The sequence below is a fragment of the Microbacterium sp. UNCCL10 genome, assembly GCF_000746195.1.
GTDB classification, from domain to species: domain Bacteria; phylum Actinomycetota; class Actinomycetes; order Actinomycetales; family Microbacteriaceae; genus Microbacterium; species Microbacterium saccharophilum.
The window spans coordinates 211,228-233,130 of record NZ_JQKT01000008.1 but is presented as its reverse complement, the minus strand read 5'-3'; the positions used below and the strand labels follow the sequence as shown (position 1 = coordinate 233,130).

At 72.1% G+C, this 21,903-nt stretch carries 22 protein-coding genes; 10 read left to right on the top strand and 12 right to left on the bottom strand.

From position 1 onward, the window contains the following. Window positions 1-177 precede the first annotated feature (177 nt). The 3 genes from BR85_RS09610 to BR85_RS09600 all read left to right on the top strand — a co-directional run bounded on the left by BR85_RS09610 (window position 178) and on the right by BR85_RS09600 (window position 4,288). On the top strand, window positions 178-1,143 hold the full coding sequence (locus BR85_RS09610; RefSeq protein WP_028496318.1) for a GlxA family transcriptional regulator: 966 nt from the start codon (window positions 178-180) through the stop codon (window positions 1,141-1,143). Between the two features lie 70 nt (window positions 1,144-1,213). Continuing rightward, complete coding sequence (locus BR85_RS09605; RefSeq protein WP_081782738.1) at window positions 1,214-3,418, top strand: ATP-dependent Clp protease ATP-binding subunit; 2,205 nt, start codon at window positions 1,214-1,216, stop codon at window positions 3,416-3,418. A 36-nt stretch (window positions 3,419-3,454) separates the two neighbouring features. Further along, the gene (locus tag BR85_RS09600; RefSeq protein ID WP_028496319.1) at window positions 3,455-4,288 is read left to right on the top strand and encodes a UbiA family prenyltransferase; all 834 of its coding nucleotides are present in this window, start codon (window positions 3,455-3,457) and stop codon (window positions 4,286-4,288) included. Between the two features lie 20 nt (window positions 4,289-4,308). On the opposite strand, the gene BR85_RS09595 is transcribed toward BR85_RS09600, so the two are convergent. The 4 genes from BR85_RS09595 to BR85_RS09580 all read right to left on the bottom strand — a co-directional run bounded on the left by BR85_RS09595 (window position 4,309) and on the right by BR85_RS09580 (window position 8,648). After that, complete coding sequence (locus BR85_RS09595) at window positions 4,309-5,445, bottom strand: FAD-dependent oxidoreductase (protein ID WP_028496320.1); 1,137 nt, start codon at window positions 5,443-5,445, stop codon at window positions 4,309-4,311. Next, on the bottom strand, window positions 5,438-6,160 hold the full coding sequence (locus BR85_RS09590) for a methyltransferase domain-containing protein (RefSeq protein ID WP_028496321.1): 723 nt from the start codon (window positions 6,158-6,160) through the stop codon (window positions 5,438-5,440). Before BR85_RS09590 ends, BR85_RS09595 begins: the two co-directional genes overlap by 8 nt. Then, window positions 6,157-7,290, bottom strand: coding sequence for a type III polyketide synthase (locus BR85_RS09585; RefSeq protein ID WP_028496322.1), 1,134 nt, complete (start codon window positions 7,288-7,290; stop codon window positions 6,157-6,159). The genes BR85_RS09590 and BR85_RS09585 overlap by 4 nt, the downstream gene beginning before the upstream one ends. A gap of 83 nt (window positions 7,291-7,373) precedes the next feature. Continuing rightward, on the bottom strand, window positions 7,374-8,648 hold the full coding sequence (locus BR85_RS09580) for an MFS transporter (RefSeq protein WP_051526263.1): 1,275 nt from the start codon (window positions 8,646-8,648) through the stop codon (window positions 7,374-7,376). A 58-nt stretch (window positions 8,649-8,706) separates the two neighbouring features. On the opposite strand from BR85_RS09580, the gene BR85_RS09575 reads away from it, so the two are divergent. Beyond that, entirely contained in the window at window positions 8,707-9,237 is a 531-nt protein-coding gene (locus BR85_RS09575) for an ArsR/SmtB family transcription factor (protein ID WP_028496324.1), read from the top strand. Between the two features lie 7 nt (window positions 9,238-9,244). Here the strand turns inward: BR85_RS09575 and BR85_RS09570 are convergent, their stop codons facing one another. Continuing rightward, window positions 9,245-9,823: a nitroreductase family protein gene (locus tag BR85_RS09570; RefSeq protein WP_028496325.1), complete on the bottom strand. Its 579-nt coding sequence runs from the start codon at window positions 9,821-9,823 to the stop codon at window positions 9,245-9,247. Between the two features lie 115 nt (window positions 9,824-9,938). On the opposite strand from BR85_RS09570, the gene rraA reads away from it, so the two are divergent. Then, window positions 9,939-10,406, top strand: a complete 468-nt coding sequence (gene rraA / locus BR85_RS09565; RefSeq protein WP_028496326.1) for a ribonuclease E activity regulator RraA — start codon at window positions 9,939-9,941, stop codon at window positions 10,404-10,406. Window positions 10,407-10,476: 70 nt separating this feature from the next. Next, entirely contained in the window at window positions 10,477-10,863 is a 387-nt protein-coding gene (locus tag BR85_RS09560) for a VOC family protein (protein WP_028496327.1), read from the top strand. A 5-nt stretch (window positions 10,864-10,868) separates the two neighbouring features. On the opposite strand, the gene BR85_RS09555 is transcribed toward BR85_RS09560, so the two are convergent. Continuing rightward, window positions 10,869-11,966: an ABC transporter permease gene (locus BR85_RS09555; protein ID WP_028496328.1), complete on the bottom strand. Its 1,098-nt coding sequence runs from the start codon at window positions 11,964-11,966 to the stop codon at window positions 10,869-10,871. Continuing rightward, window positions 11,963-12,847: an ABC transporter ATP-binding protein gene (locus BR85_RS09550; RefSeq protein WP_028496329.1), complete on the bottom strand. Its 885-nt coding sequence runs from the start codon at window positions 12,845-12,847 to the stop codon at window positions 11,963-11,965. The genes BR85_RS09555 and BR85_RS09550 overlap by 4 nt, the downstream gene beginning before the upstream one ends. Before the next feature lie 181 nt (window positions 12,848-13,028). Here BR85_RS09550 and BR85_RS09545 point away from each other — a divergent pair, with 181 nt between their 5' ends. Further along, a complete protein-coding gene (locus BR85_RS09545; RefSeq protein WP_028496330.1) occupies window positions 13,029-13,598 on the top strand; it encodes an NADPH-dependent FMN reductase in 570 nt (189 codons plus the stop codon). 310 nt (window positions 13,599-13,908) lie between these two features. Here BR85_RS09545 and BR85_RS09540 read toward each other — a convergent pair whose 3' ends face one another. Further along, window positions 13,909-14,559 (bottom strand): response regulator, encoded by a 651-nt coding sequence (locus tag BR85_RS09540; protein ID WP_028496331.1) that lies wholly within the window; start codon window positions 14,557-14,559, stop codon window positions 13,909-13,911. Beyond that, window positions 14,556-15,800: a sensor histidine kinase gene (locus BR85_RS09535; RefSeq protein WP_028496332.1), complete on the bottom strand. Its 1,245-nt coding sequence runs from the start codon at window positions 15,798-15,800 to the stop codon at window positions 14,556-14,558. The genes BR85_RS09540 and BR85_RS09535 overlap by 4 nt, the downstream gene beginning before the upstream one ends. Before the next feature lie 151 nt (window positions 15,801-15,951). Here BR85_RS09535 and BR85_RS09530 point away from each other — a divergent pair, with 151 nt between their 5' ends. Genes BR85_RS09530 through BR85_RS09520 form a run of 3 tightly spaced genes read left to right on the top strand, consistent with a single transcriptional unit; the run spans window position 15,952 to window position 17,704 of the window. After that, entirely contained in the window at window positions 15,952-16,389 is a 438-nt protein-coding gene (locus BR85_RS09530) for a VOC family protein (RefSeq protein WP_028496333.1), read from the top strand. Then, window positions 16,389-17,075 (top strand): winged helix-turn-helix transcriptional regulator, encoded by a 687-nt coding sequence (locus tag BR85_RS09525; RefSeq protein ID WP_028496334.1) that lies wholly within the window; start codon window positions 16,389-16,391, stop codon window positions 17,073-17,075. The genes BR85_RS09530 and BR85_RS09525 overlap by 1 nt, the downstream gene beginning before the upstream one ends. After that, window positions 17,072-17,704 carry a dihydrofolate reductase family protein gene (locus BR85_RS09520; protein WP_028496335.1) on the top strand — a complete coding sequence of 211 codons (633 nt, stop codon included), beginning with the start codon at window positions 17,072-17,074 and terminating at the stop codon, window positions 17,702-17,704. The genes BR85_RS09525 and BR85_RS09520 overlap by 4 nt, the downstream gene beginning before the upstream one ends. Before the next feature lie 199 nt (window positions 17,705-17,903). Here the strand turns inward: BR85_RS09520 and BR85_RS09515 are convergent, their stop codons facing one another. Genes BR85_RS09515 through BR85_RS09505 form a run of 3 tightly spaced genes read right to left on the bottom strand, consistent with a single transcriptional unit; the run spans window position 17,904 to window position 21,733 of the window. Further along, a complete protein-coding gene (locus BR85_RS09515; protein ID WP_028496336.1) occupies window positions 17,904-18,749 on the bottom strand; it encodes an exodeoxyribonuclease III in 846 nt (281 codons plus the stop codon). A 48-nt stretch (window positions 18,750-18,797) separates the two neighbouring features. Next, complete coding sequence (pntB, locus tag BR85_RS09510; protein ID WP_028496337.1) at window positions 18,798-20,198, bottom strand: Re/Si-specific NAD(P)(+) transhydrogenase subunit beta; 1,401 nt, start codon at window positions 20,196-20,198, stop codon at window positions 18,798-18,800. Beyond that, window positions 20,195-21,733, bottom strand: a complete 1,539-nt coding sequence (locus tag BR85_RS09505; RefSeq protein WP_028496338.1) for a Re/Si-specific NAD(P)(+) transhydrogenase subunit alpha — start codon at window positions 21,731-21,733, stop codon at window positions 20,195-20,197. The genes pntB and BR85_RS09505 overlap by 4 nt, the downstream gene beginning before the upstream one ends. Between the last annotated feature and the right edge of the window lie 170 nt (window positions 21,734-21,903).

Below are 21,903 nucleotides of genomic sequence, written 5' to 3'. Positions count from 1 at the left end.
GCGACGGATCGGTGGGGACGGCGCGGTAGCCGTCGGTGGCGAGGGCTCGCACTGTGCCGACCAGACCGACGGCGGCAACGGCCACCAGGAGGATCGTGATCATCATGGCTGAAAAGCTACGCCGGAACAGATACTGCCACTAGTGGCAGAGCAGCCGCTATTGGTAGGATTCCTGCCATGAAGACCGTCGCGTGCGTCGTGCAGCCTGGGTTCGCCCCGTTCGAGTTCGGCCTCGCGTGCGAGGCGTTCGGACTGGACCGCAGCGACGACGGCATCCCGAACTTCGACTTCCGCATCGTCACGCCCGACCCGGGCGCCGTGCCGGCCAACATCGGGTTCTCCCTCAACGTCGACGCCGACCTGGCCTTCGCCGACGAAGCCGATCTCGTCGTCCTCACCCCCATCCCGCGCGACGCGTGGGATCACGTCGACGAGCGCGTCACCGCGGTCGTCCGCCGCGCCGTCGAGCGGGGCGCCTGGGTGCTGACGGTCTGCAGCGGCGCCTTCGTCGTCGCGGCCGCCGGCGTGCTCGACGGGCGTCGTGCGACGACGCACTGGCGCTACGCCGACACGATGAAGCGCATGTACCCGGCCATCGACGTCGACCCGCACGTCCTCTATGTGCAGGACGGGCGCATCATCACGAGCGCCGGCACGGCGGCGGGCCTCGACGCGTGCCTGCACCTGCTGCGCATCGAGCTCGGCGCCGAGATGACCAACAAGATCGCCCGGCGCATGGTCGTCCCTCCGCAGCGGGACGGCGGACAGGCGCAGTTCATCGACCGTCCGCTGCCGGTGTCGACGTCGCTCTCCCTCACGCCCGTGACCGACTGGATGCTGGAGAATCTCCGCCTCGACCTGTCCGTCGACCAGCTCGCATCGCGCGCGCACATGTCGCCGCGCACCTTCGCGCGCCGGTTCAAGGCCGACTACGGCACGACCCCGGCCGCGTGGCTCGCCCGCCAGCGCATCATCCAGGCGCAACGCCTGCTCGAGCAGACCGACCTGGGCCTCGACAAGATCGCCTGGGAGTGCGGGTTCGGGTCGGCGGCCGTGCTGCGGCAGAACTTCGCCCGCACGCTCGGCACGACGCCGACGGCGTACCGGGCGCGCTTCACGTGCACGGAGTCGATGGCATCCTGACCCAGCGAGCGGCAGCCTCTCGTGATAAACTTGAGTCCGTAAGGCTCAAGTTTGGGATGCGAGGGGAACGATGAACGCACAGCCGACACCCGGCCAGGAAGACCAGCAGAGCGCCCTGGAGCAGTTCGGCATCAACCTCACCGAGCGCGCGCGGCAGGGCAAGCTCGACCCGGTCATCGGCCGGGACAGCGAGATCCGGCGCGTCAGCCAGGTGCTCACCCGGCGCACGAAGAACAACCCCGTCCTGATCGGCGAGCCCGGCGTCGGCAAGACCGCCGTCGTGGAGGGTCTCGCGCAGCGCATCGTCGCGGGCGACGTCGCCGAGTCGCTGAAGAACAAGGAGCTCATCACCCTCGACATCTCCGCGCTCGTCGCCGGAGCGATGTACCGCGGGCAGTTCGAGGAGCGTCTGAAGAGCGTCCTCAAGGAGATCACCGAGTCCGAGGGCCGTGTTATCACCTTCATCGACGAGCTGCACGTCCTGATGGGCGCGGGTGGCGGCGAGGGATCGGTCGCGGCATCCAACATGCTCAAGCCGATGCTCGCGCGGGGAGAGCTGCGGCTCATCGGGGCGACCACGCTCAACGAGTACCGCGAGTTCATCGAGAAGGATGCCGCACTGGAGCGCCGCTTCCAGCAGGTCTACGTCGGCGAGCCGAGCGTCGAGGACACCGTCGCGATCCTCCGCGGGCTCAAGGGGCGCTACGAGGCCCACCACGGTGTCACGATCAGCGACGGCGCCCTCGTCGCCGCGGCGGCGCTCAGCAACCGGTACATCCCGTCGCGCCAGCTACCGGACAAGGCGATCGACCTCATCGACGAGGCCATGAGCCGGCTGAAGATGGAGATCGACTCGAGCCCCGTCGAGATCGACGAGCTGCGCCGCCAGGTGGACCGCATGCGCCTGGAGGAGCTCGCCCTCAAGCGCGAGAAGGACGACGCGTCGAAGGAGCGCCTCGCGAAGCTCCGCGAGCAGATGGGTCAGGCGGAGGCGCAGCTGACGGCGCTCGAGGCCCGGTGGGAGCGGGAACGCGCCGGCCTGAACCGCGTCGGCGAGCTCAAGAAGCAGTACGACGAGGCCGTCACGGCGCGCGACCGTGCGCTGCGGGAGGCCGACTACGCGCGCGCCTCCAAGCTCGAGTACGAGACCATCAAGCGACTCCAGCAGGAGATCGCCGACGCCGAGCGCGCCGATGCGAATCCCACCGAGGAGCGCATGGTCAACGAGCAGGTGACCGACGAGGACATCGCCGCCGTCATCGCCGCGTGGACCGGCATCCCGGTCGGCCGCCTGCTGCAGGGCGAGTCCGAGCGGCTCGTGCACCTGGAGAGCGAGCTCGGCAAGCGGCTCATCGGGCAGAAGCAGGCCGTCAAGGCGGTCGCCGACGCCGTGCGTCGTTCCCGGGCGGGCATCAGCGACCCGAACCGGCCCACCGGCTCGTTCCTCTTCCTCGGCCCGACCGGTGTCGGCAAGACCGAGCTCGCCAAGGCGCTCGCCGACTTCCTCTTCGACGACGAGCACGCCATGGTCCGCATCGACATGAGCGAGTACGGCGAGAAGCACTCCGTCGCCCGGCTCGTCGGCGCCCCTCCGGGATACATCGGCTTCGAGCAGGGCGGTCAGCTGACCGAGGCCGTGCGGCGCCGGCCGTACTCCGTCATCCTGCTCGACGAGGTCGAGAAGGCGCACCCCGAGGTCTTCGACATCCTGCTGCAGGTTCTCGACGACGGACGCCTCACCGACGGGCAGGGGCGCACGGTCGACTTCACGAACACGATCCTGATCCTCACCTCGAACCTCGGCTCGCCGATCCTCATCGACCCGACGCTCGCCATCGAGGTCAAGCGCGACCAGGTCATGGCGCTCGTCCGGCAGGCGTTCCGCCCGGAGTTCCTGAACCGGCTCGATGACATCGTGATGTTCCAGGCCCTTAGCGAGGACGACCTCGCGCAGATCGTCGAGCTGTCCGTCGACGCGCTGCAGCGGCGCCTCAAGGACCGCCGCCTGACGCTCGCCGTGACGCCGGATGCCCGCGCCTGGCTGGCCGAACGCGGCTACGACCCGCTCTTCGGCGCGCGGCCGCTGCGCCGGCTGATCCAGTCCGAGATCCAGGACCGACTCGCCATGGCGCTGCTGTCCGGCGGCGTCCGGGACGGCGAGGTCGTGCGCGTCGACGTCGCGGCGGACGGGTCGCAGCTCGTCCTCACGAGCGACGGCACCCCGCCGCCGGTCGAGGACGACGAGGTGATCGAGGCGGAGCTGCTCGACGACTGAGTCCGGTGGTCACGGCGCGCGTGAGAGCATCGAGCCGTGACCACGCTCCGCGCCCTGTGGGGCTCCACCCACCCCGGGCCCTCCGTCGTCGTGACGGTGCTCGCGGTGGCCCTCGGGATCGCGTCGGGGGTGGAGCCGTGGCGCGTGGCGCTGCTCGGCGTCGCCGTCCTGTGCGGGCAGCTCTCCGTCGGCATCTCCAACGACGTCATCGACCGCGACCGCGACACGGCGGTGGGGCGCACGGACAAGCCGCTTGTGCGGGGCGACGTCTCGGCGCGGACCGCGTGGATCGCGGCCGTCGGCGCGCTCGTCGTGTCGCTCCTCCTGTCCGCCGCGATCGGGTGGGGGATGCTGGCGGCGCACGCCGTCGCGCTCGCCGCGGCCTGGTCCTACAACGCGGCCCTCAAATCCACGGCCCTCTCGATCGCGCCGTTCCTCGTGAGCTTCGGGATCTTCCCGTCCCTCGCGACCCTCTCGGCGGTGCCGCCGCAGCTCGCCCCTCCGTGGGCGTGGATCGCGGGCGCCGCACTCGGCGCCGCCGTGCACCTCACGAACGTGCTGCCCGATCTCGACGACGACGACCGCACGGGTGTGCGAGGGCTGCCGCACCGGCTCGGCCCGCGCGTCTCCGTCGTGATCGCCGCCGCGGCGATCACGGCCGGCGCCGTCGCCGTGCGGGCGGGGGCCGCTGCCGCCGGGGCACTCGGAGCCGTGTCGTGGGTCCTGTTCGCGGGCGTGGTGGCACTCGCGGCCGCGACCGTCGTCCGCGTGCTCGTCCGGCGGCCCGACCGGGTCGTCTTCCGCCTCGTCATGGCGTCGGCGCTGCTGCTGGCGGTGCTGCTCGTCGCCTCACCCGGCGCGCTGCGCTGATCCTGGGTGCGACGCCGCGGTCAGCGGGCCGCGGCGTCGAAGCCCATCGCGTACCCGCGCGCCACGATCGGGCCGGCCGCACCGAGTGCGATACGCAGGGCCGCCTCGCGCACGACGTGCCCGACCGGGCCCTTCGCTCGACCGAGCCCCGTGTTGAGCGCGGCCAGGCGCGCGGCCCACGCGGCCGAGCGCACCCGGTCCCGCTCCCAGGCGGCCAGTTCGGCCTCCGGTTCCCGTCCCGTCCGCAGCCACCAGGCGAGGAGCGGCGCGAGGCTTGCGGCATCCAGGAGGCCGAGGTTCATCCCCTGCCCGCCGATGGGGCTCACCTCGTGGGCCGCGTCGCCGATCACGAGGATGCGGCCCCGCCGCAGCCGCGGCGCGACGACGCGGCGGACGCCGAACGAGGTCGCGGACCCCGCGGCGTCGGCGGCTCCCGGCTCCCCGCGATCGGTGAGGGCCGTGCGCAGCCGCGCGAGCCGGGCGGCGGCGTCGTCCGCGCCCCCGCCGTCCCATGCGACGAACCGGCGCCGACCGCCGGGGAGCGGGAACGACTCGAGCACCCCGGACGGTGCCAGGTGCACCACCGCGACCTCCGCATCAGGCCGCCCCGGCACGTCGGCATCCGTCATGAGGTAGCGGTCGGGGTACGCGGTCTGCCGGAGCGCGCCCGGCCGGTAGACGAGCCCGCGTGCGGTGGCGCCGCCCGCGACGACGACGAGGGGCGCCGACAGCTCGATCTCGCCGGTGCCGGCGGCGGTCACCCGGACGAGGTCGCCGTCGGCGCGGATGGCGGTCACGACGACGCCCCGCCGCGGCGCGGGTGCGCCGACGGCCAGCGCGGCCTCGGTCTCGGCCTGCGGCAGCGTCGCGACGAACGGATGCCGCGCGCTCAGCCGATCGAAGCGCACGACGCCGAGCAGCCGCCCGCTGCTGCGCGCTTCGCCGCGGCGCACGCGGACGGCCCGCTCCAGGATGCGGTCGGTCGCGCCCCCGTCCTCGAGCGCCGCGAGGACCGGCGCATGGAGCCCGATCGCGCGCGTCCCCGTGCCGGCTTCGGTGCGCCGCTCGAGCAGGGCCACCTCGACGCCGCGGCGGGTGAGCTCGGCCGCGAGCAGCGTGCCGACCGGGCCGGCTCCGATGACGACGACGTCAGGCATGGCCGACGCTCCGCGCCAGGAGGCGGAACGGCGCCGGGCGATCGATCCGCCACGGACTCGGGGCATCCGCGGGGTCTCTGACCTCGCCCGCCGCGATCGCCGCCGCGAGCTCCTCGGCCCGGAAGCTGCGCCGGATCGAGCGCAGGCCGTCGGTGCGGAGGAACGTGCCCCCTGCGAACGGTGTGATCCCGACCGTGTACAGCGCGTACGCGAGCCGGCCGCGCTCGATGTCGGAGTGCAGCACCGGGCCCGTCGACAGCGCCCGGGAGGCGGCGGCGAAGGCCGGCAGCTCGGCGCCCAGGTGGTGCAGGACATGGTTGGAGACGACCGCGTCGAACCGCTCGCCCTCCGCGACGAGAACCGCGGCGTCCACCGCGCGGAAGCGGATGCCGGGGGCCGCCCACCGTGCCGCGACCTCGTGCGCGCGCGGGTCGGGGTCGACGCCGGTCCACTCCACGTCCAGGCCGTCTGCGCGCGCCAGCCCCGCGAGCCGGGCGACGAGGTCGCCGCCGCCGCAGCCGAGGTCCAGGACGCGCGCCGGGCGGCCGAGCCCGGCCAGGTGCGGCCGGAGCGCCGAGCGATAGACGCGGCCCCAGCCGGAGACGAGCCGGTTCACGACGGCGAACCGGTGCAGCGTCGCGGCGAGCCGCTCGGGATCGCAGTCCGGGTCGTCCATGAGCTCGCGGAGCGCCTCGTCCCGCGTGGCGAGGCTCACGCGCGCTCCGCCGTACGCCGTGTGAGGAGGGCCGACTCGACGGTGAGACCGGGGCCGAAGGCGAGCGCCGCGATCCGCTGATCCGGCGCAGCCCCCGCGTCCCCGTCCCCGCCGGCGGCCCCCTCGAGGAGACGGCGGAGGATGAAGAGGATCGTGGCGCTGGACATGTTGCCGTAGTCGCGGAGCACCTCCCGGGAGAGGGTGAGGGCGTCCGGCGCGAGCGCGAGGCCGGTCTCCACGCGGTCCAGGACGCTGCGCCCGCCCGGATGGACGGCCCACGCGTCGACCGTCTCGTCGCCGAGGAACCGGTCGACCGCGCCCCGGATCTCCCGGCCCACGATGCGGGGGACCTCGGCGGAGAGGACCATCTCGAACCCGGCGTCGCCGACCGTCCACACCATGTCCGTCTCGCCCTCGTCGGTGAGGGCGGTGCCGAACCGCTCCAGCTCCAGCCAGTGCGCGCCGCGCAGCGAGGTGACGGCGGTCACGACGGCGGCGGCGGCGCCGTCGGCGAAGACGGAGGACGCGACGATCTGCTGCGGGTCCGCGGAGGAGCGGAAGTGCAGCGTGCACAGCTCGGCGCACACCACGAGGACGACGGCGTCCGGCTGGGCGGCGCAGATGCGCGCGGCCGTGCGGAGCGCGGGGATGCCCGCCGCGCAGCCGACGAAGCCGAGGTGATAGCGCTCCACGGTCGTCGGCAGGCCGAGGTCGCGGACGAGCCGGTAGTCGGGACCGGGGGCCACGAGGCCCGTGCAGGACACCGTGACGACGTGCGTGACCTGCGCCGGGTCTACGGCGGCGGAGGCCAGCGCCGATCGCGCCGCACCCGCGAACAGGTCCGGGGCGTGCCGGATGAACTCGGTGTTGCGAGCCCCCGTGCTCGGTCGCAGCAGCGTCCCCGCGGCATCCACGACGGCCATCGCCGTGTCGTCATCGGGTGCCTCGCCGGAGAGGCCGGCCAGCACGGTGTGGCGGTGCTCGATCGCCGCTGCATCGAAGGCGGCATGGATGAGCCGTTGCGTGCGACGGTCGAGGCCGGGCTGCGCGGCGAAGAGGTCGCGCACCTGCCCCTGCGTCAGCCGCGTGGAGGGGACCGCGGTGCCGATGGACAGGACGCTCGTGGTCATGGTCCACCCTAACCAGCTCCGGATGCCGCAGGGCCGGGGGTGGTGCCCCGGTTCCCGGCCGTCTACAGTGCAGTGCCGGGCCGTCAGTCGCCCGGCGTCGGCAGCTCCCGCATCCGCCAGAACGGGCCGGTGATGACGAAGAGCGCGGATGCCAGGGCGCCCGCCGCGGCGATCCACATCGTCGTGGGGACGCCGAGCCACGTGCCCAGCGCGCCGGCGAGGAGCGCCGCGATCGGCATGACGCCCCACACGCAGAACCGGATCGACGCGTTCATCCGGCCGAGCAGCCGGGGCGGCGTGATCCGCTGGCGGAAGGTGACCTGCGTGATGTTGTAGAGCAGGACGCTGAAGGTTCCGAGGAAGCTCTGCACGAGCAGCAGCGGGAAGGCGATCGCGGGGACGGCGACGGCGGCCGGGAGCAGCAGGGCGATGAGCGAGAAGACGATGGCGCTGGCCGGGATGGTGCGCGCCTCCCCGAGGCGGCGGAGGATGCGGGGCGTGACGAGGGCGCCGACGAAGCCGCCGACCGCGCCCACGGCGAAGATGACCCCCATCTGGGCCGGCGAGAGGCCGAGCGTGCGCAGCAGGAAGATCGGCAGCAGCGTGAAGGTGATCGTGCTGAAGAAGTTCGACACCCCGGTCGTTCCCACGATCCGTCGCAGGTGCACGTTGCCGAACACCCAGCGCAGGCCCTCGCGGATCGAGGCGACGAGCGGATCGTGGTCGTGCCGCGCGGCGACCAGCTCGGAGTCGCGGGTGCGCAGCAGCGCACCGGCGGACAGCAGGTAGGTGACGGCGGTGACGAGCACCGCGAAGGGGGCCGTGATCACCCCGATGAGCCACCCGCCGGCCGCGGGACCGGCGATGCCGGCGAGCTGGGCGGTGGACTCGAGCTTGCCGTTCGCCTCGGCGATGTGGTCCGCGGGGACCAGTGAGGGCACGACGCTCTGGTAGGAGACGTCGAAGAAGACGGTCGCGACGCCCATGACGAGGGCGACGAGGACCATGTGCCAGATCTGCAGCAGACCCGCCCACCACAGCAGGGGCAGCGCCGCGAGGGCGACGGCGCGGATGACGTCGGCGACGATCATGACGTGGCGCTTGCGGAGCCGGTCGATCCACGCTCCGGCGGGCAGTCCGACGAGCAGGAACGCGGCCGTTCCGGCGGCTCCCAGCAGGCCGACGTCGAACTCCGTGGCCTGGAGCAGCAGCACGGCGAGGACGGGGAGGGCGAGTTCGGTGATCTGCGCCCCGAACTGGCTCAGCGCCTGACCGCTCCACATCGTGAGGAAGTTGCCGTCGCGCCACAGCGAGCGGTGCGGGGTCGGCGCCGCCTCCGACTCGACTGGTTGGGACATGTCGATCAGTCTGCGCCGACCTGTTGGGTTCTGTCAATCACCCCGCTACGCTCGCATCATGACGCACGAGGCGAACGGCTCCGACAAGGCGGCGCTCGCGCTCGCCCGGGCGTTGAGCTCGCCGCTGCGGCTGCGCGTGCTGCGCCTGTGCGCATTCGACGCCCGCACCAACAAGGAGCTCGCGGAACTGCTCGAGGTCAACCCCGGCACGATGCTCCACCACGTCCGCACCCTCGTCGACACCGGGCTGCTGGCCGCCGAGCCGGCGCGCACCGGCACCCGCGGCGCGCGCGAGGTGCCGTACCGGGCGACGGGGCGGTCATGGCATGCCCCGCACGGGCCGAACTTCTCCGTCATCCTGCTCGAGACGATGCGGCAGCAGCTGCAGGAGGTCGACCCGCAGCTCGTCGAGACGAGCTGGCTGGGGCTCCGGCTGAACGCCGAGCATCTCGACGAACTGCAGAAGCGGCTCTACGGCCTGCTGCAGGAGTTCAAAGAACGGGGCCCGGATGCCGGCGGCGACTCGTACTCGCTCGTGACCGTCCTGCACCCGGACCGCAACCCGCCGGCCGAGCGGCCGGCAGGCTGAGCGGCGCTCACGCCCCGACGAGCGAGTCCTTGACGCTGCGGCGCGTGCGCGGGGCGAGCTCGCGCTCGCGCAGCGGCTCGGGCGCGGCCGATACGTCGCCGAGGGTGCCGACGGCCATGACGGTCAGCGGCGTGACACCTGCATCGAGAGCGAACGTCGCTCCGACGGCGGCGCGGTCGAAGCCGCCCATCTGGTGGGTGTGGAGGCCGGAGGCGTGCGCCTGCACCGTGAAGTGCGCGGCGGCCTGGCCGGTGTCGTAGGTCGCGAAGTGCTGCGGCTCGCCGTCGATCTCGGTCGTCGCGGCGAAGACGACGAGCGCGGCGGCGTCCGCGGCCCACGCCTGGTTGAAGCCCGTGAGGGCGGCGACGACGGCGGCGTGCGCCTCGGTGCCGCGCCGGGCGACGATGAAGCGCCACGGCTGCGTGTTGTTCGCGGACGGGGCCCAGCGGGCCGCCTCGAGCGCGCTCGCGAGGGCGGCCTCGTCCAGCGGTGCGGCCGGGTCGAAGATGCGGGTGCTCCAGCGCTCCGCGAGGACATCGAGGATGGGGGTGTCGGTGGCGGCCGTGCGGTCGAGCGTGAGGCTCATGTCGTCTCCTGGTGGTGCGGGGGAGGGACATCGTCGGCCCGTGATCACTTCGATTCAATTGTATGCAATACGGCTTTGTTCCCGCTGTGAGCGCCGGGGGCAATAGCGTGGGCGCATGACGATCGCGACGGCCGACCTCTTCGACGAGCGCGGTGAGGCGCTCGACTCGCTCGCCCTGCAGCTGCACGACCTCGGCGGGCACGTGGCGTTCGACGGCGCCATCCGCACGGTCCGCTGCCATCGCGACAACGCGCTGGTCAAGGAGATCCTGGCGACGCCGGGCGACGGGGCGGTGCTCGTCGTCGACGGCGGGGGTTCGCTGGAGTCCGCACTCGTCGGCGACCTCATCGCGGCATCCGCTGTCCGCAACGGCTGGGCCGGGATCATCGTGCACGGCGCCGTCCGCGACCGCGCCGCTCTCGCGACCCTGCCGCTCGGCGTCAAGGCGCTCGGCTCGAACCCGCGGAAGAGCGCGAAGGACGGCCGCGGCGAGGTCGACGTCACGGTGGCGATCGCCGGGGTGTCCTTCCGGCCGGGGGCGCACGTGTGGGCCGACGCCGACGGCATCCTCGTCGAGCGCTGAGGGCCTTCCCTCGCGGCGCGGGGCGGTCGATACTGTCCTCGACACCGCCTGGATCAGCCCGAGGAGCATCATGATCCGTTCCGCCGCGTCGTTCGCCGGATTCTCGGTGGACGACATCCCCGCCGCCGAGGCGTTCTACCGTGACGTGCTGGGCCTGCAGGTCGAGACCAATGGCATGGGGATCCTCGAGATCACGATGCCGGGGGGATGGCGCGCGATCGCCTATCCGAAGGCCGACCATGTGCCGGCGAGCTTCACCATCCTGAACCTGCTCGTCGACGACATCGACGCCGCCGTCGATCAACTGAACGCGCAGGGCGTCGCGACGAAGATCTACGACGACCCCGACTTCGGCACCGACGAGCGCGGCATCGCCCGCGGCAACGGCGGACCCGACATCGCCTGGTTCCGCGATCCCGCCGGGAACGTCCTCTCCGTGCTCGTGGATGCCGGGTAGGCCGATCAGGCCTTGAGGGCGTCGGCGAGCGAGACGCGGGCGCCCATCCGCAGCAGCGAGTTCTCGTAGATCTTCGCGCCCACGAGGATCGCCGCGACGCACGTGGCCAGCAGCACCGCCAGCGAGAGAAGCGGCTCCCACCACAGCGCCTCGCCGAGGAAGACCCGCACCGGCATGCCGACGGGGGCCGAGAACGGCACGTACGACATGACCGTCAGGACGACCGGGTTGTCGTTGAAGAACACCACGAGGAAGTACGGCGCCATCACGAGGAAGGTCAGGGGCGTCGTCGTCGACCCGATGTCCTCCTGGCGCGACACCATCGCCGCGGCGGCCGCGAACAGCGACGCCAGCAGGATGAAGCCGAACAGGAAGAACACCGCGAACCACACCAGCGGCGCGCCGAGGCCGCCGAGCAGGGCGCTCTGCCCCGTGACGGTGAGGCCCACGACCGTGATGGCCGCGAGGCCGATCACCTGCCCCATCGCGAGGATCGTGTTGCCGATGACCTTTCCGGCCAGGAGCGCGCGGGTCGGGATGGCCGAGATGAGCAGTTCGACGACGCGGGTCTGCTTCTCCTCCACGACGCTCTGCGCGATCGTCGAGCCGAAGGTGAGGGCGGCCATGAAGAAGATCAGACCGAACCCGAGCGAGACGAAGTAGCGGAGGATCTCATCCGTGCCGCCGGTCGTCAGCAGTTCGATCTCGGGGGACACGCTGAGCAGCGACGTGAGGGCGGATGGCGCCGACTCGTCGGCCACGATCGTGTACCCGAACGGCTCGGCGCCGCCCGGGACGAGGGCCGCGTCGACGTCGCCGGAGCGCACCAGGTCGCGCGCCTCGTCGGCCGAGCCGACCTCGGTGACCTCGACGGCATCCTTCCCGCCGTCCAGCGCCGACGCGGTCTCCGAGGTCACCGCGACGGGGATGCGGTTCTCCGCCTGCGCGGCGAACCCGCCCCAGAGGACGCCCGCGAGGGCGATGGCGAAGAGGATGGCGGTCGAGATGACGAACGCCTTGCTGCGCAGCTTGGAGCCGACCTCGCGCTCGGTGACGAGCCACACGCTCTGTGCGAACGAGGGGGCGACGGCGGGGGTGGTCACTGGATGACCTCCTTGAAGATCTGGGCGAGGGAGGGATGCCGGGGGGAGAAGCTCGCGACGTCGCCGGACTCCACCGCGCGGCGGAGGACCCGCTGCGCCGTCTCGTCGCTGTCCGCGTCGAACAGGGCGTAGCCGCCGTCGAACTCGAGCACATCGACGCCGGGCTCGGACCGCAGCCATCCGGCGTCGCCGCCGGAGATCAGCTCGAACCGCCGCAGCGCGTGCTGCGCGCGGAGCTCGCTGCGGCTGCCGGCGGCGCGGATCGTGCCCCCGGCGACGATCACGAGGTCGTCGCACAGGCGCTCGACGACGTCGAGCTGGTGCGAGGAGAACAGCACGGCGGCGCCCGCCGCGGCGCGGGCCTGGAGCACGGCGGCGACGACGTCGACGGCGAGGGGGTCCAGCCCGGAGAACGGCTCGTCGAGGATCAGCACCTGCGGGTCGTGCACGAGCGCCGCGGCGATCTGCGCGCGCTGCTGGTTGCCGAGCGAGAGGGTCTCGACGTTGTCGCCGAGGCGCTCGCCGAGCCCCAGCTCCTCGAGGAGGGCCGTGGCACGCGTCGTGGCATCCGCCTTGCTGAAGCCGTGGAGCCGGGCGAGGTAGACGACGTGCTCCAGGACCCGCATCTTGGGGTACAGGCCGCGCTCCTCCGGCATGTAGCCGAACCGGCGCCGGTCGGCGGCCGTCACGGGGCTGCCGCCGAGGGTCACGGTGCCGGCATCGCGGGAGAGGACGCCCAGGATGATGCGCATCGTCGTGGTCTTTCCCGCTCCGTTACCGCCGACGAAGCCCGTCAGGCGGCCCTCGGTCACGGTGAACCCGACGTCGTCGAGCACCCGGCGCGCGCCGTAGCTCTTGGTGATCCCGCTCAGTTCGAGCATCGTGCCTCCTCGGTCATCGTGCCTCCGACGCTACGGAGCCGCGGGACGCGCCGCCTCCCCCCTGCGGGGGATTCGGCCGCGGTACTTCATGCGCTGGAATAGATGTTCGCGGCGGACGGTTGGACCAGGGGTCACGGCGCGGATCGACGCGCACCCCGTCTCCCTTGGAGGAATCACACTCATGACCGACCGGACCATCGGCTACATCGTCGGCAGCCTCTCGTCGACCTCGATCAACCGCCGCCTCGCGAAGGCGCTGGAACGCCTCGCCCCCGCCGGGACGACGCTCGTGGAGATCCCGATCGCCGGCCTCCCGTTCTACTCGATGGACCTCGAGGCGGACTTCCCGCAGGCCGCGCGCGACTTCAAGGACGCGATCGCCGGCGTCGACGGCGTCATCATCGTGACCCCCGAGTACAGCCGCTCGATTCCCGGCGTCCTGAAGAACGCGCTGGACTGGTCCGCGCGCCCGTACGGCCAGGCGTCCTTCGACGGCAAGCCGACCGCCGTCATCGGCACCTCGGGCGGCGGCATCGCGACGGCGGCCGCGCAGCAGCACCTCAAGGCGATTCTCAGCCACCTCAACGCACCGACGCTCGGCCAGCCCGAGGGCTACGTCCAGTCCCTCCCCGGCCTGTTCACCGAGGACGGCGAGGTCACGAACGACGAGACCGCCGCGTTCCTCGTCGCGTACCTCGACGCGTTCGGCGCCCTGATCGAGCGCTACGCGCGGGTCTCCGTCGCGGCCTGATCCGCGACTCCTGCGACGCCCTCGGGTTCGGGGGTGGTTTCTCAGGGTCCCTTGCAGCACCTCATGACCTCTGCGGTTGTCAGTAGGTCAGGCAGACGCTCGGCTGGAATCCCAGCCGAGCGTTTTGCGTGGTCGGCGCCCGGACGGGGGACGCAGCGGGTGGCGCCGCGGCGATCTGCAGGATGCCGTGTGGCTCATGGGGCGCGTGGGCCCCATGCGCCCCATCCGTCACGCCCGGTCCTGCAGTTCGCTGCGCGGGCCGCGGTGTCGGTGATCGTGGCCGGGAGACTCGCTGCGGTCCCGCCGGAGGTCAGGTGAGGCCGTGCCGGTGCGCCCAGACGACCGCGGCCACGCGGTCGCGGACCCCGAGCTTCTGCAGGACGTTCGACACGTGCGTCTTCACCGTCGCCTCGCCGATGAACAGGCGTTCGCCGATCTCGGCGTTGCTGAGCGCCTGCGCGACGAGGCGCAGCACCTCCCGCTCGCGCTCGGTGAGATCGACGTGCAGCGTGGCCGGCGCGGCCGGGACCTCCGCCGGCCGGGGCGCGAAGCGCTCGATGACGCGGCGGGTCACCGCCGGTGCGAGCAGGGCATCGCCGGCGGCCGCGACCCGGACCGCGGCGGTGAGCTCCTCCGGCCCCGCGTTCTTCAGCAGGAAGCCGCTCGCCCCGGCATCCAATGCCTGGAAGAGGTAGTCGTCGCGGTCGAACGTCGTGACGACGACGACGGCTGCCCGGCTGCCGAGGACGTCGACGATCCGCCGGGTCGCCTCGAGGCCGTCCATGCCGGGCATCTGCACGTCCATGCAGACGACGTCCGGTTGCAGGGCGGATGCCGCAGCCACGGCGGCCGCGCCGTCTGCCGCCTCACCCACGATCTCGATGTCGCCCGCCGCCTCGAGGATCATCCGGAAGCCCGCGCGCATGACGGCGTGGTCATCGACGAGGAGCACGCGGATCACGCGGGCACCGCCGCGGCGGCGGGCACACGCGCCCGCACGACGAAGCCGCCGCGCGCGCGCGGCCCCGCCTCGAACGTGCCGCCGGACGCGACGGCGCGCTCGCGCATCCCGACGAGACCGAGACCCGGCCGCGTGCCCGGCGTGACGCGGCCGCTGTTGGCGATCTCGAGCTCGATGGCGCCTTCGTCGTAGCGGAGCCGCACATCTGCGACGGCATCCGGGCCGCCGTGCCGGCGCGCGTTCGTCAGGGCCTCCTGGGCGATGCGGTAGAGGTTCACCTGGACGAGTTCGGACGCCTCGACGGGTTCGCCTACGACGGTCAGCGTCGTCGGCAGCCCGTTCTCGCACGCATGCGCGATGAGCTCCCCCAGGGCGTCCAGGTGCAGGGTGGAGGCGCCCGGCCCGTCGGCGTCGGGGGTCCGCAGCGTCTCGAGCAGATGGCGCAGCTCGTCGAGTGCATCGCGGGCCGATGCCTCGATGGCCGCGAGCGCGGTTCGCGCACCGGCCGGATCTCGATCGAGCACGGCGCGCGCCGCGCCGGCCTGCACGCCCATCGCCGAGACGTGGTGGGCCACGACGTCGTGCAGTTCGCGCGCAATGCGCACGCGATCCAGCGCGACGGCCTGCGCCGCGGTGAGCTCCCGCTCCCGTTCGAGGTCGGCGGTGCGCTCCTCCAGCGCCGTCCGCGCCAGCCGCTGGGCGTACGCGCGCTCGCCGAAGAAGTATGCGCCGCCGAAGAACGCCGCGTTGACGAGGAACTGCATGAGGATGAAGGCCGCGAACGGCGAGAAGAGACCCGCCCGGGAGAGTCCGTCCTCGGCGCCGTCGCCGACCGCCGACTGGAACGTCGTCACGATGAGCCACACGAACATGCCCACGATCACGAGCAGGCGCACCGTCGTGGCGCGCCGCCGGTCCGCCGCCCACGCACCCACCGTATACATCGCGATGAAGAGGGCGATGTTGCCGACGTAGATCTCCGGGATCCGGAACGAGACGCCGACGAAGAACGCGATCGCGACGCCGACGAGGACGAGTTCTGGATGCCGGCGGCGCACCGCGAGCGGCACCGTCAGCCCCAGCGCGTAGACGACGCCCCAGCCGAGCGGCGGCCCATCGTCGCCGTAGACGCCGGCGACCTGGCCGAGGCCGGTGCTGAGGATGCCGGCGACGAGCATGAGCCCGGCGAGCCAGAGGTCGCCGGGGATCAGGCGGGAGCGGGGCGAAGGCGGAGCCGTCATCCCTCCAACGTAGGGCGGAGGCCGCGGCGTGACATCCGCCGAGCGGGGGAGATCGCGCACCATTCACTTGCTCTTGACAAGCAAGCTTGTTATTTGCAAGTATCCCATCAGTCCCGTCACAGACGCCGGGGCCCATCCTCTGGAGGACGCGATGACCGACATCTTCGTCAACCTGCCGACCGCCGACCTCGAGCGCAGCAAGGCGTTCTACATGGCCCTCGGCTGCGAACTCAACCCGCTCTTCACCGACGAGAACGCCGCGTGTGTCGTGTGGGACGAGAACATCTACTTCATGGTGCTGACGCGCGAGTTCTTCGCGACGTTCACCGACAAGGAGGTGGCCGACCCACGGACGACCGCGCAGGCGCTCACCGGGCTGAGCCGACCGTCGCGCGAAGAGGTCGACGCCGTGCTGGCCGCCGGCATCGCGGCGGGCGGGGTGGAGCCGCGCCCCGCGCAGGACTACGGCTTTATGTACTCCCGCGACCTGGAAGACCCGGACGGCAACGTCCTGGAGTTCCTCTACATGGATCCGCAGGCCGCCACGCAGGGGCCCGAGGCGTACCTGGCGGAGCAGGCACAGCAGTAGTGGCGTCCCGGAGCTATGGCCAGTACTGCGGCGTCACGACGGCCGTCGAGCTGATCGGGGAGCGTTGGGCGCTGCTCATCGTCCGCGATCTGCTCGTCGGGCCGCGCCGCTACACCGATCTCAAGCAGGGGCTGCCGCGCATTCCCACGAACATCCTCTCGACGCGGCTCAAGGAGCTGCAAGAGGGTGGGGTCGTCCGCCGGGTGCCGCTGATGAACTGCGGCCTCGTCTATGAGCTGACCGACTACGGGCGCGAGCTCGAGCCCATCATGCTCGCTCTCGGGCGCTGGGGCTTCCAGGCGATGGGCGACCCCGGCCCGGGCGACGTCGTGACGGCGGACTCGCTCACGATGGCGCTCCGGACTGCTTTCCAGGCGGATGCCGCCGCGACCATGCCCGCGACGGCATACGACGTCCACGTGGGCGCCGTCGCACTCCGCGCCGACGTGTCGCGGCACGACCTGCGGGTCGCGCAGCTCGCACCGCCGGCCCCGCCGGTCGGTGGGCGCCCGCCGGAGGGCGAGGCCGACATCGTGTTCGCCGCCGATCCCGGCATCCGTCACATCATCTCCGGCGCGCTCACGCCGGCCCAGGCGGTCGACGAAGGAGTGGTGCGTGTCGTCTCCGGCGACGAGAATCTGCTCGAGCGATTCGCCGCGACCTTCCACATCGGAGGCACCTCATGACCGGACGCATCGTCATCGACATCTTCATGACCCTCGACGGCGTCGCGCAGGCGCCCGGCGCCCCTGACGAGGATCCCAGTGGCGGATTCCCCTACGGCGGCTGGCAGGCGCCGTTCGCCGACCGCGCCAGCGGGGAACAGATCATCGAAGGCATCACGCGCATCGACGCGCTCCTCCTCGGTCGCCGCACGTACGACATCTTCGCGGCGTACTGGCCGCGCCACGCGGGACAGGCCTCGGTCATCGCGGACGTCCTCAACGGTGTGCCGAAGTACGTCGCGTCGCGCGGCACGCCGACTCTGGACTGGGCGGAATCCACGCTTCTCGGCCCCGACCTCGCCTCCGAGATCGCGGCGCTGCGCGCACGGTACGCCGAGACGCACGTCATCGGGAGCATCGACTTCGCGCACAGCCTGCTCGACGCCGGGCTCTTCGACGAGCTGAACCTGTGGGTGTACCCGCTCGTCCTCGGACGGGGGAAGAAGGTGTTCCCGGAGGGCGCCGTGCCCGCGACACTGCGCCTCGTCGAGCCGCCGTTCGGCTCGGGGACGGGGGCCGTGCGGCTGCGCTACGCCCCGGCCGGACCTGTCGCCACCGGCGTCATGGGGCCCGAGGACCGGGAAGTCTGAGCCGCGCCGCGCCGCGCCGCGCCGCAGCGCAGCGGGGTGCGGCGATTCGCCGGCCCTGAATGACCGCGCGGGCCGACGCTTCGCGACAGGTGAGCGGGGGTGCCGGGCGGGCTGCGGGTTTCACCGGTCCCGAATGACCGGGCGGGGCGGCGTGTTGCGACAGGTGAGCGGATGCCGCGCCGCGGCGCGGCGGGGCGCGTCAGCCGAAGATCATCGGGACGTCGTCGTCATCGGCGGGGCCGGTGAGGTCGAGGTCTACCACGACGGGCACGTGGTCGCTGGGGCCGTCGCCCTTCCGCTCGTTGCGGTGGATCGCGGCGCCCGCCACCGCGTTCGCGAACGCGTGCGAGCCCAGGATGAAGTCGATCCGCAGCCCCTGATTGCGGGGGAAGCGGAGCTGCTTGTAGTCCCAGTAGGTGTAGCCCTCCGGCACGAGCGGACGCACGGTGTCGGCCAGGCCCGCATCCAGCAGGGCTTGGAACGCGGCGCGCTCCGGCGGGGACACATGGGTCGTGACACCTTCGACGACCGTCGGGTCGCCGTTGTCGGCGTCGGTCGGCGCGATGTTGAAGTCGCCGGTGAGGGCCAGCGCCAGGTCGGGCTGCGCGGCGAGGGTCTCCTGCGTGTAGCCGCGCAGGGCCTCGAGCCAGTCGAGCTTGTAGAGGTAGTGCGGGTCATCGAGCGACCGCCCGTTCGGGACGTACAGGCTCCATACCCGCACGCCACCGACCGTCGCACCCATCGCGCGCGCCTCCTGCGCCGCGCCCGGGCCGTTGTGGCCCTTTTCGAATCCCGGCATCCCGGGGAACGCCGTCACGACGTCCTCGAGCGGCTCGCGACTCGCGATCGCGACGCCGTTCCACTGGCTGAGCCCGTGCGCCTCGACGGTGTACCCGGCCGCCTCGAACTCGGCGTACGGGAACTGCTCGGGCTTGCACTTGATCTCCTGCATCGCGAGCACATCGACGTCCTCGCGGACGGCGAAGTCGACGATCCGCCCGACACGGGCACGGATCGAGTTGACGTTCCAGGTGGCAAGCCGCATGGCATCCAGCCTATTCACCGGCGGCGACAGCAGCCGACGCGCAAGGCCTCACAGGACGCGGAGGATGTCCTCGACCCGCTCCTTCGCGTCGCCGAACAGCATCTGCGTGTTCTCGCGCCAGAACAGGGGGTTCGCGACGCCGGCGTAGCCGGATGCCATCGACCGCTTGAAGACGATGACGTGCTCGGCCTCCCACACGCGTAGCACCGGCATCCCGGCGATGGGGCTGCCCGGGTCCTCCGCCGCGGCGGGGTTGACGGTGTCGTTCGCGCCGATGACGAGCACGACCGACGTGCGGGCGAAGTCGTCGTTCACCTCGTCCATCTCGAGCACGACGTCGTACGGCACACGGGCTTCGGCCAGCAGCACGTTCATGTGCCCGGGGAGGCGGCCGGCGACCGGGTGGATGCCGAATCGCACGTCGACGCCACGGTCGCGCAGACGCTGCGTGAGCTCGGCGACCGGGTACTGCGCCTGTGCGACGGCCATCCCGTAGCCGGGGGTGATGACGACCGACGCGGCGGATGCCAGCAGCTCGGCCGCGCTCTCCGCGTCGATCTCGCGGTGCTCGCCCGTCTCGGCGTCGCCGCTCTGCGGAGCTTCGATCCCGAAGCCGCCCGCGATGACGGAGAGGAACGAGCGGTTCATCGCCTTGCACATGATGTACGACAGGTAGGCACCCGACGAGCCGACGAGCGCGCCCGTCACGATCAGCAGGTCGTTGTTCAGCAGGAAGCCCGCGGCGGCGGCGGCCCAGCCCGAGTAGCTGTTGAGCATCGAGACGACGACGGGCATGTCGCCGCCGCCGATCGAGGCGACGAGGTGCCAGCCGAGCGCGAGCGCGACGATCGTCACGGCGACGAGCAGCCACAGCTCGGGGGTCAGCACGTACCAGACGGTCAGGCCCACGAACAGGACGAGGGCGCCGAGGTTCAGGATGTTCTTGCCGGGTAGGACGAGCGGACGCGACGGCATCCGCGCGGACAGCTTCAGGAAGGCGACGATCGACCCGGTGAAGGTGACCCCGCCGATGAAGACGCCGATGAAGACCTCGGCGTGGTGGATGTCGCGGAGGGCTCCGACGAGCTCCGGCGCGTGCAGGTGCCCGTTCCAGCCGACGAGGACGGCGGCGAGACCGACGAAGGAGTGCAGGAGCGCGATGAGCTCCGGCATCCCGGTCATGGCGACGACGCGCGCCCGCCACAGGCCGATGGCTCCGCCGACGATCATCGCGACGATGAGGACGACGAGTCCCGTCATCGTGGCGGCCGAGCCCCACCCGGCGGTCGCGGCGAGCCAGAACGTCGCGACGAGCGCGATCGCCATGCCGACGATCCCGAAGAGCACGCCCCGGCGGGCGGTGTCGTGCTTGCTGAGCCCCGCGAGGCTCAGGATGAACAGCAGCGCGGCGACGAGGTACGCCCCGGTCGCGACGGATTCGGCGGTCATCGACCGGCCCCCTTCTGGAACATCGCGAGCATGCGCCGCGTGACGGCGAACCCGCCGAAGATGTTGATGCTCGCGAGCAGCACCGCGACGGCCGCGAGGGCCTGCACGATCGGGTCGTCCACGGTGATCTGCAGCATCGCGCCGACGATGATGATGCCGGAGATGGCGTTCGTGACGCTCATGAGCGGCGTGTGCAGCGCGTGCGCGACCTTGCCGATGACGTAGAAGCCGACGACGACCGACAGCACCAGCACGGTGAAGTGCTGCGGCAGCGGCGCCGGCGCGACGGCGGCGACGAGGAAGAGCGCGGCGATGCCGAGCGTCGTGAGCACGCCCTTCAGCACGGGGCTCACGGGCTTGGCCTCGCGCACCGCCTGCGGCTCGACGGGCGCGGCCGCCGGTGCCGCCGAAACCTGCACGGGCGGCGGAGGCCACGTGACGGCGCCCTCCTTCACGACGGTGACGGAGCGCTGCACGATGTCGGCGTCGTCGATCGTCAGCTGCCCGTCCTTGCCGGGCGTCAGCAGCTTGAGCAGGTTCAGGAGGTTCGTCCCGTACAGCTGCGACGCCTGCTGGGGGAGCCGCCCCGCGAGGTCGGTGTATCCCAGGATCACGACACCGCCCGGTGTCACGATGCGCTCGCCGGCGACCGACCCCTCGACGTTGCCGCCTTGAGCCGCGGCCATGTCGACGATGACGCTGCCGGGCCGCATCGCCGCGACGTCGGCCGCCGTGATGAGGCGCGGGGCCGCGCGGCCCGGGATGAGCGCGGTCGTGATGATGATGTCGACGTCCGCGGCCTGCTCGGAGTAGATCTCCGCGGCGCGCCGGTCGTACGCCTCGCTCGTGGCCTTCGCGTAGCCGTCGGCGGAGACCATCTGCTCGGCCACCTCGACGGCGAGGTACTCGCCCCCGATCGAGCGGACCTGGTCGGCGACCTCGGGTCGCGGATCGGTGGCCCGGACGATCGCGCCGAGGCTCGAGGCGGCGCCGATCGCGGCGAGGCCGGCGACACCGGCCCCCGCGATCAGCACCTTCGCGGGCGGGACCTTGCCGGCCGCGGTCACCTGGCCGGTGAAGAACCGCCCGAACTCGTGCGCGGCCTCGACGACGGCGCGGTAGCCGGAGATGTTCGCCATCGAGCTCAGGACGTCCATCGACTGGGCGCGGGAGATGCGTGGGACGGCGTCCATCGCGAGGGCCGTGACGCCGTGCGCCGCGAGCGCCGACAGCAGCTCCGGACGGAACGCGGGGGCCAGGAGGCCGATGAGTGTGGCGCCGGGGCTGAGCAGGGCGATCTCGTCGGGCTCAGGCGCGTTGATCTTCAGCACCACGGGCGAGGACCAGGCCTCGGCGCGGGCGACGATGCGTGCCCCGGCCTCGACGTAGGCGTCGTCGGGGAACGACGACGCGGCGCCGGCATCCGTCTCCACGACCACGTCGTAGCCGAGCGCGAGGATCCGGCCGACGGTGAGGGGGGATGCCGCGACGCGGCGCTCGCCGGGTCGCTCGGCGACGATGCCGATCTGCGTCATGGGGGGCTCCTGTGCTCGATGCCGCCGTCGCGCGTCGGGGTGGGCGCGTCACGGCGATTGTGGACCGACTCTCGACTCTAGGGATGCCGCAACCCCGCGCCCCGCACATTTCCCGGCAATAATCGCGGTTCTTTCCGAGCCGTCATCCTGGACGCGGTCGCGGCGCGGCT

Excerpts from the sequence above, each read along its gene's own strand:
- BR85_RS09530 (WP_028496333.1), top strand. The coding sequence starts at position 15,952 with ATGACCGACATCTTCGTCAACCTGCCGACCGCCGACCTCGAGCGCAGC.
- BR85_RS09505 (WP_028496338.1), bottom strand. The coding sequence starts at position 21,733 with ATGACGCAGATCGGCATCGTCGCCGAGCGACCCGGCGAGCGCCGCGTC.
- pntB (WP_028496337.1), bottom strand. The coding sequence starts at position 20,198 with ATGACCGCCGAATCCGTCGCGACCGGGGCGTACCTCGTCGCCGCGCTG.
- BR85_RS09520 (WP_028496335.1), top strand. The coding sequence starts at position 17,072 with ATGACCGGACGCATCGTCATCGACATCTTCATGACCCTCGACGGCGTC.
- BR85_RS09515 (WP_028496336.1), bottom strand. The coding sequence starts at position 18,749 with ATGCGGCTTGCCACCTGGAACGTCAACTCGATCCGTGCCCGTGTCGGG.
- BR85_RS09545 (WP_028496330.1), top strand. The coding sequence starts at position 13,029 with ATGACCGACCGGACCATCGGCTACATCGTCGGCAGCCTCTCGTCGACC.
- BR85_RS09580 (WP_051526263.1), bottom strand. The coding sequence starts at position 8,648 with ATGTCCCAACCAGTCGAGTCGGAGGCGGCGCCGACCCCGCACCGCTCG.
- BR85_RS09550 (WP_028496329.1), bottom strand. The coding sequence starts at position 12,847 with ATGCTCGAACTGAGCGGGATCACCAAGAGCTACGGCGCGCGCCGGGTG.
- BR85_RS09605 (WP_081782738.1), top strand. The coding sequence starts at position 1,214 with ATGAACGCACAGCCGACACCCGGCCAGGAAGACCAGCAGAGCGCCCTG.
- BR85_RS09560 (WP_028496327.1), top strand. The coding sequence starts at position 10,477 with ATGATCCGTTCCGCCGCGTCGTTCGCCGGATTCTCGGTGGACGACATC.
- BR85_RS09575 (WP_028496324.1), top strand. The coding sequence starts at position 8,707 with ATGACGCACGAGGCGAACGGCTCCGACAAGGCGGCGCTCGCGCTCGCC.
- BR85_RS09610 (WP_028496318.1), top strand. The coding sequence starts at position 178 with ATGAAGACCGTCGCGTGCGTCGTGCAGCCTGGGTTCGCCCCGTTCGAG.
- rraA (WP_028496326.1), top strand. The coding sequence starts at position 9,939 with ATGACGATCGCGACGGCCGACCTCTTCGACGAGCGCGGTGAGGCGCTC.
- BR85_RS09595 (WP_028496320.1), bottom strand. The coding sequence starts at position 5,445 with ATGCCTGACGTCGTCGTCATCGGAGCCGGCCCGGTCGGCACGCTGCTC.
- BR85_RS09570 (WP_028496325.1), bottom strand. The coding sequence starts at position 9,823 with ATGAGCCTCACGCTCGACCGCACGGCCGCCACCGACACCCCCATCCTC.
- BR85_RS09535 (WP_028496332.1), bottom strand. The coding sequence starts at position 15,800 with ATGACGGCTCCGCCTTCGCCCCGCTCCCGCCTGATCCCCGGCGACCTC.
- BR85_RS09585 (WP_028496322.1), bottom strand. The coding sequence starts at position 7,290 with ATGACCACGAGCGTCCTGTCCATCGGCACCGCGGTCCCCTCCACGCGG.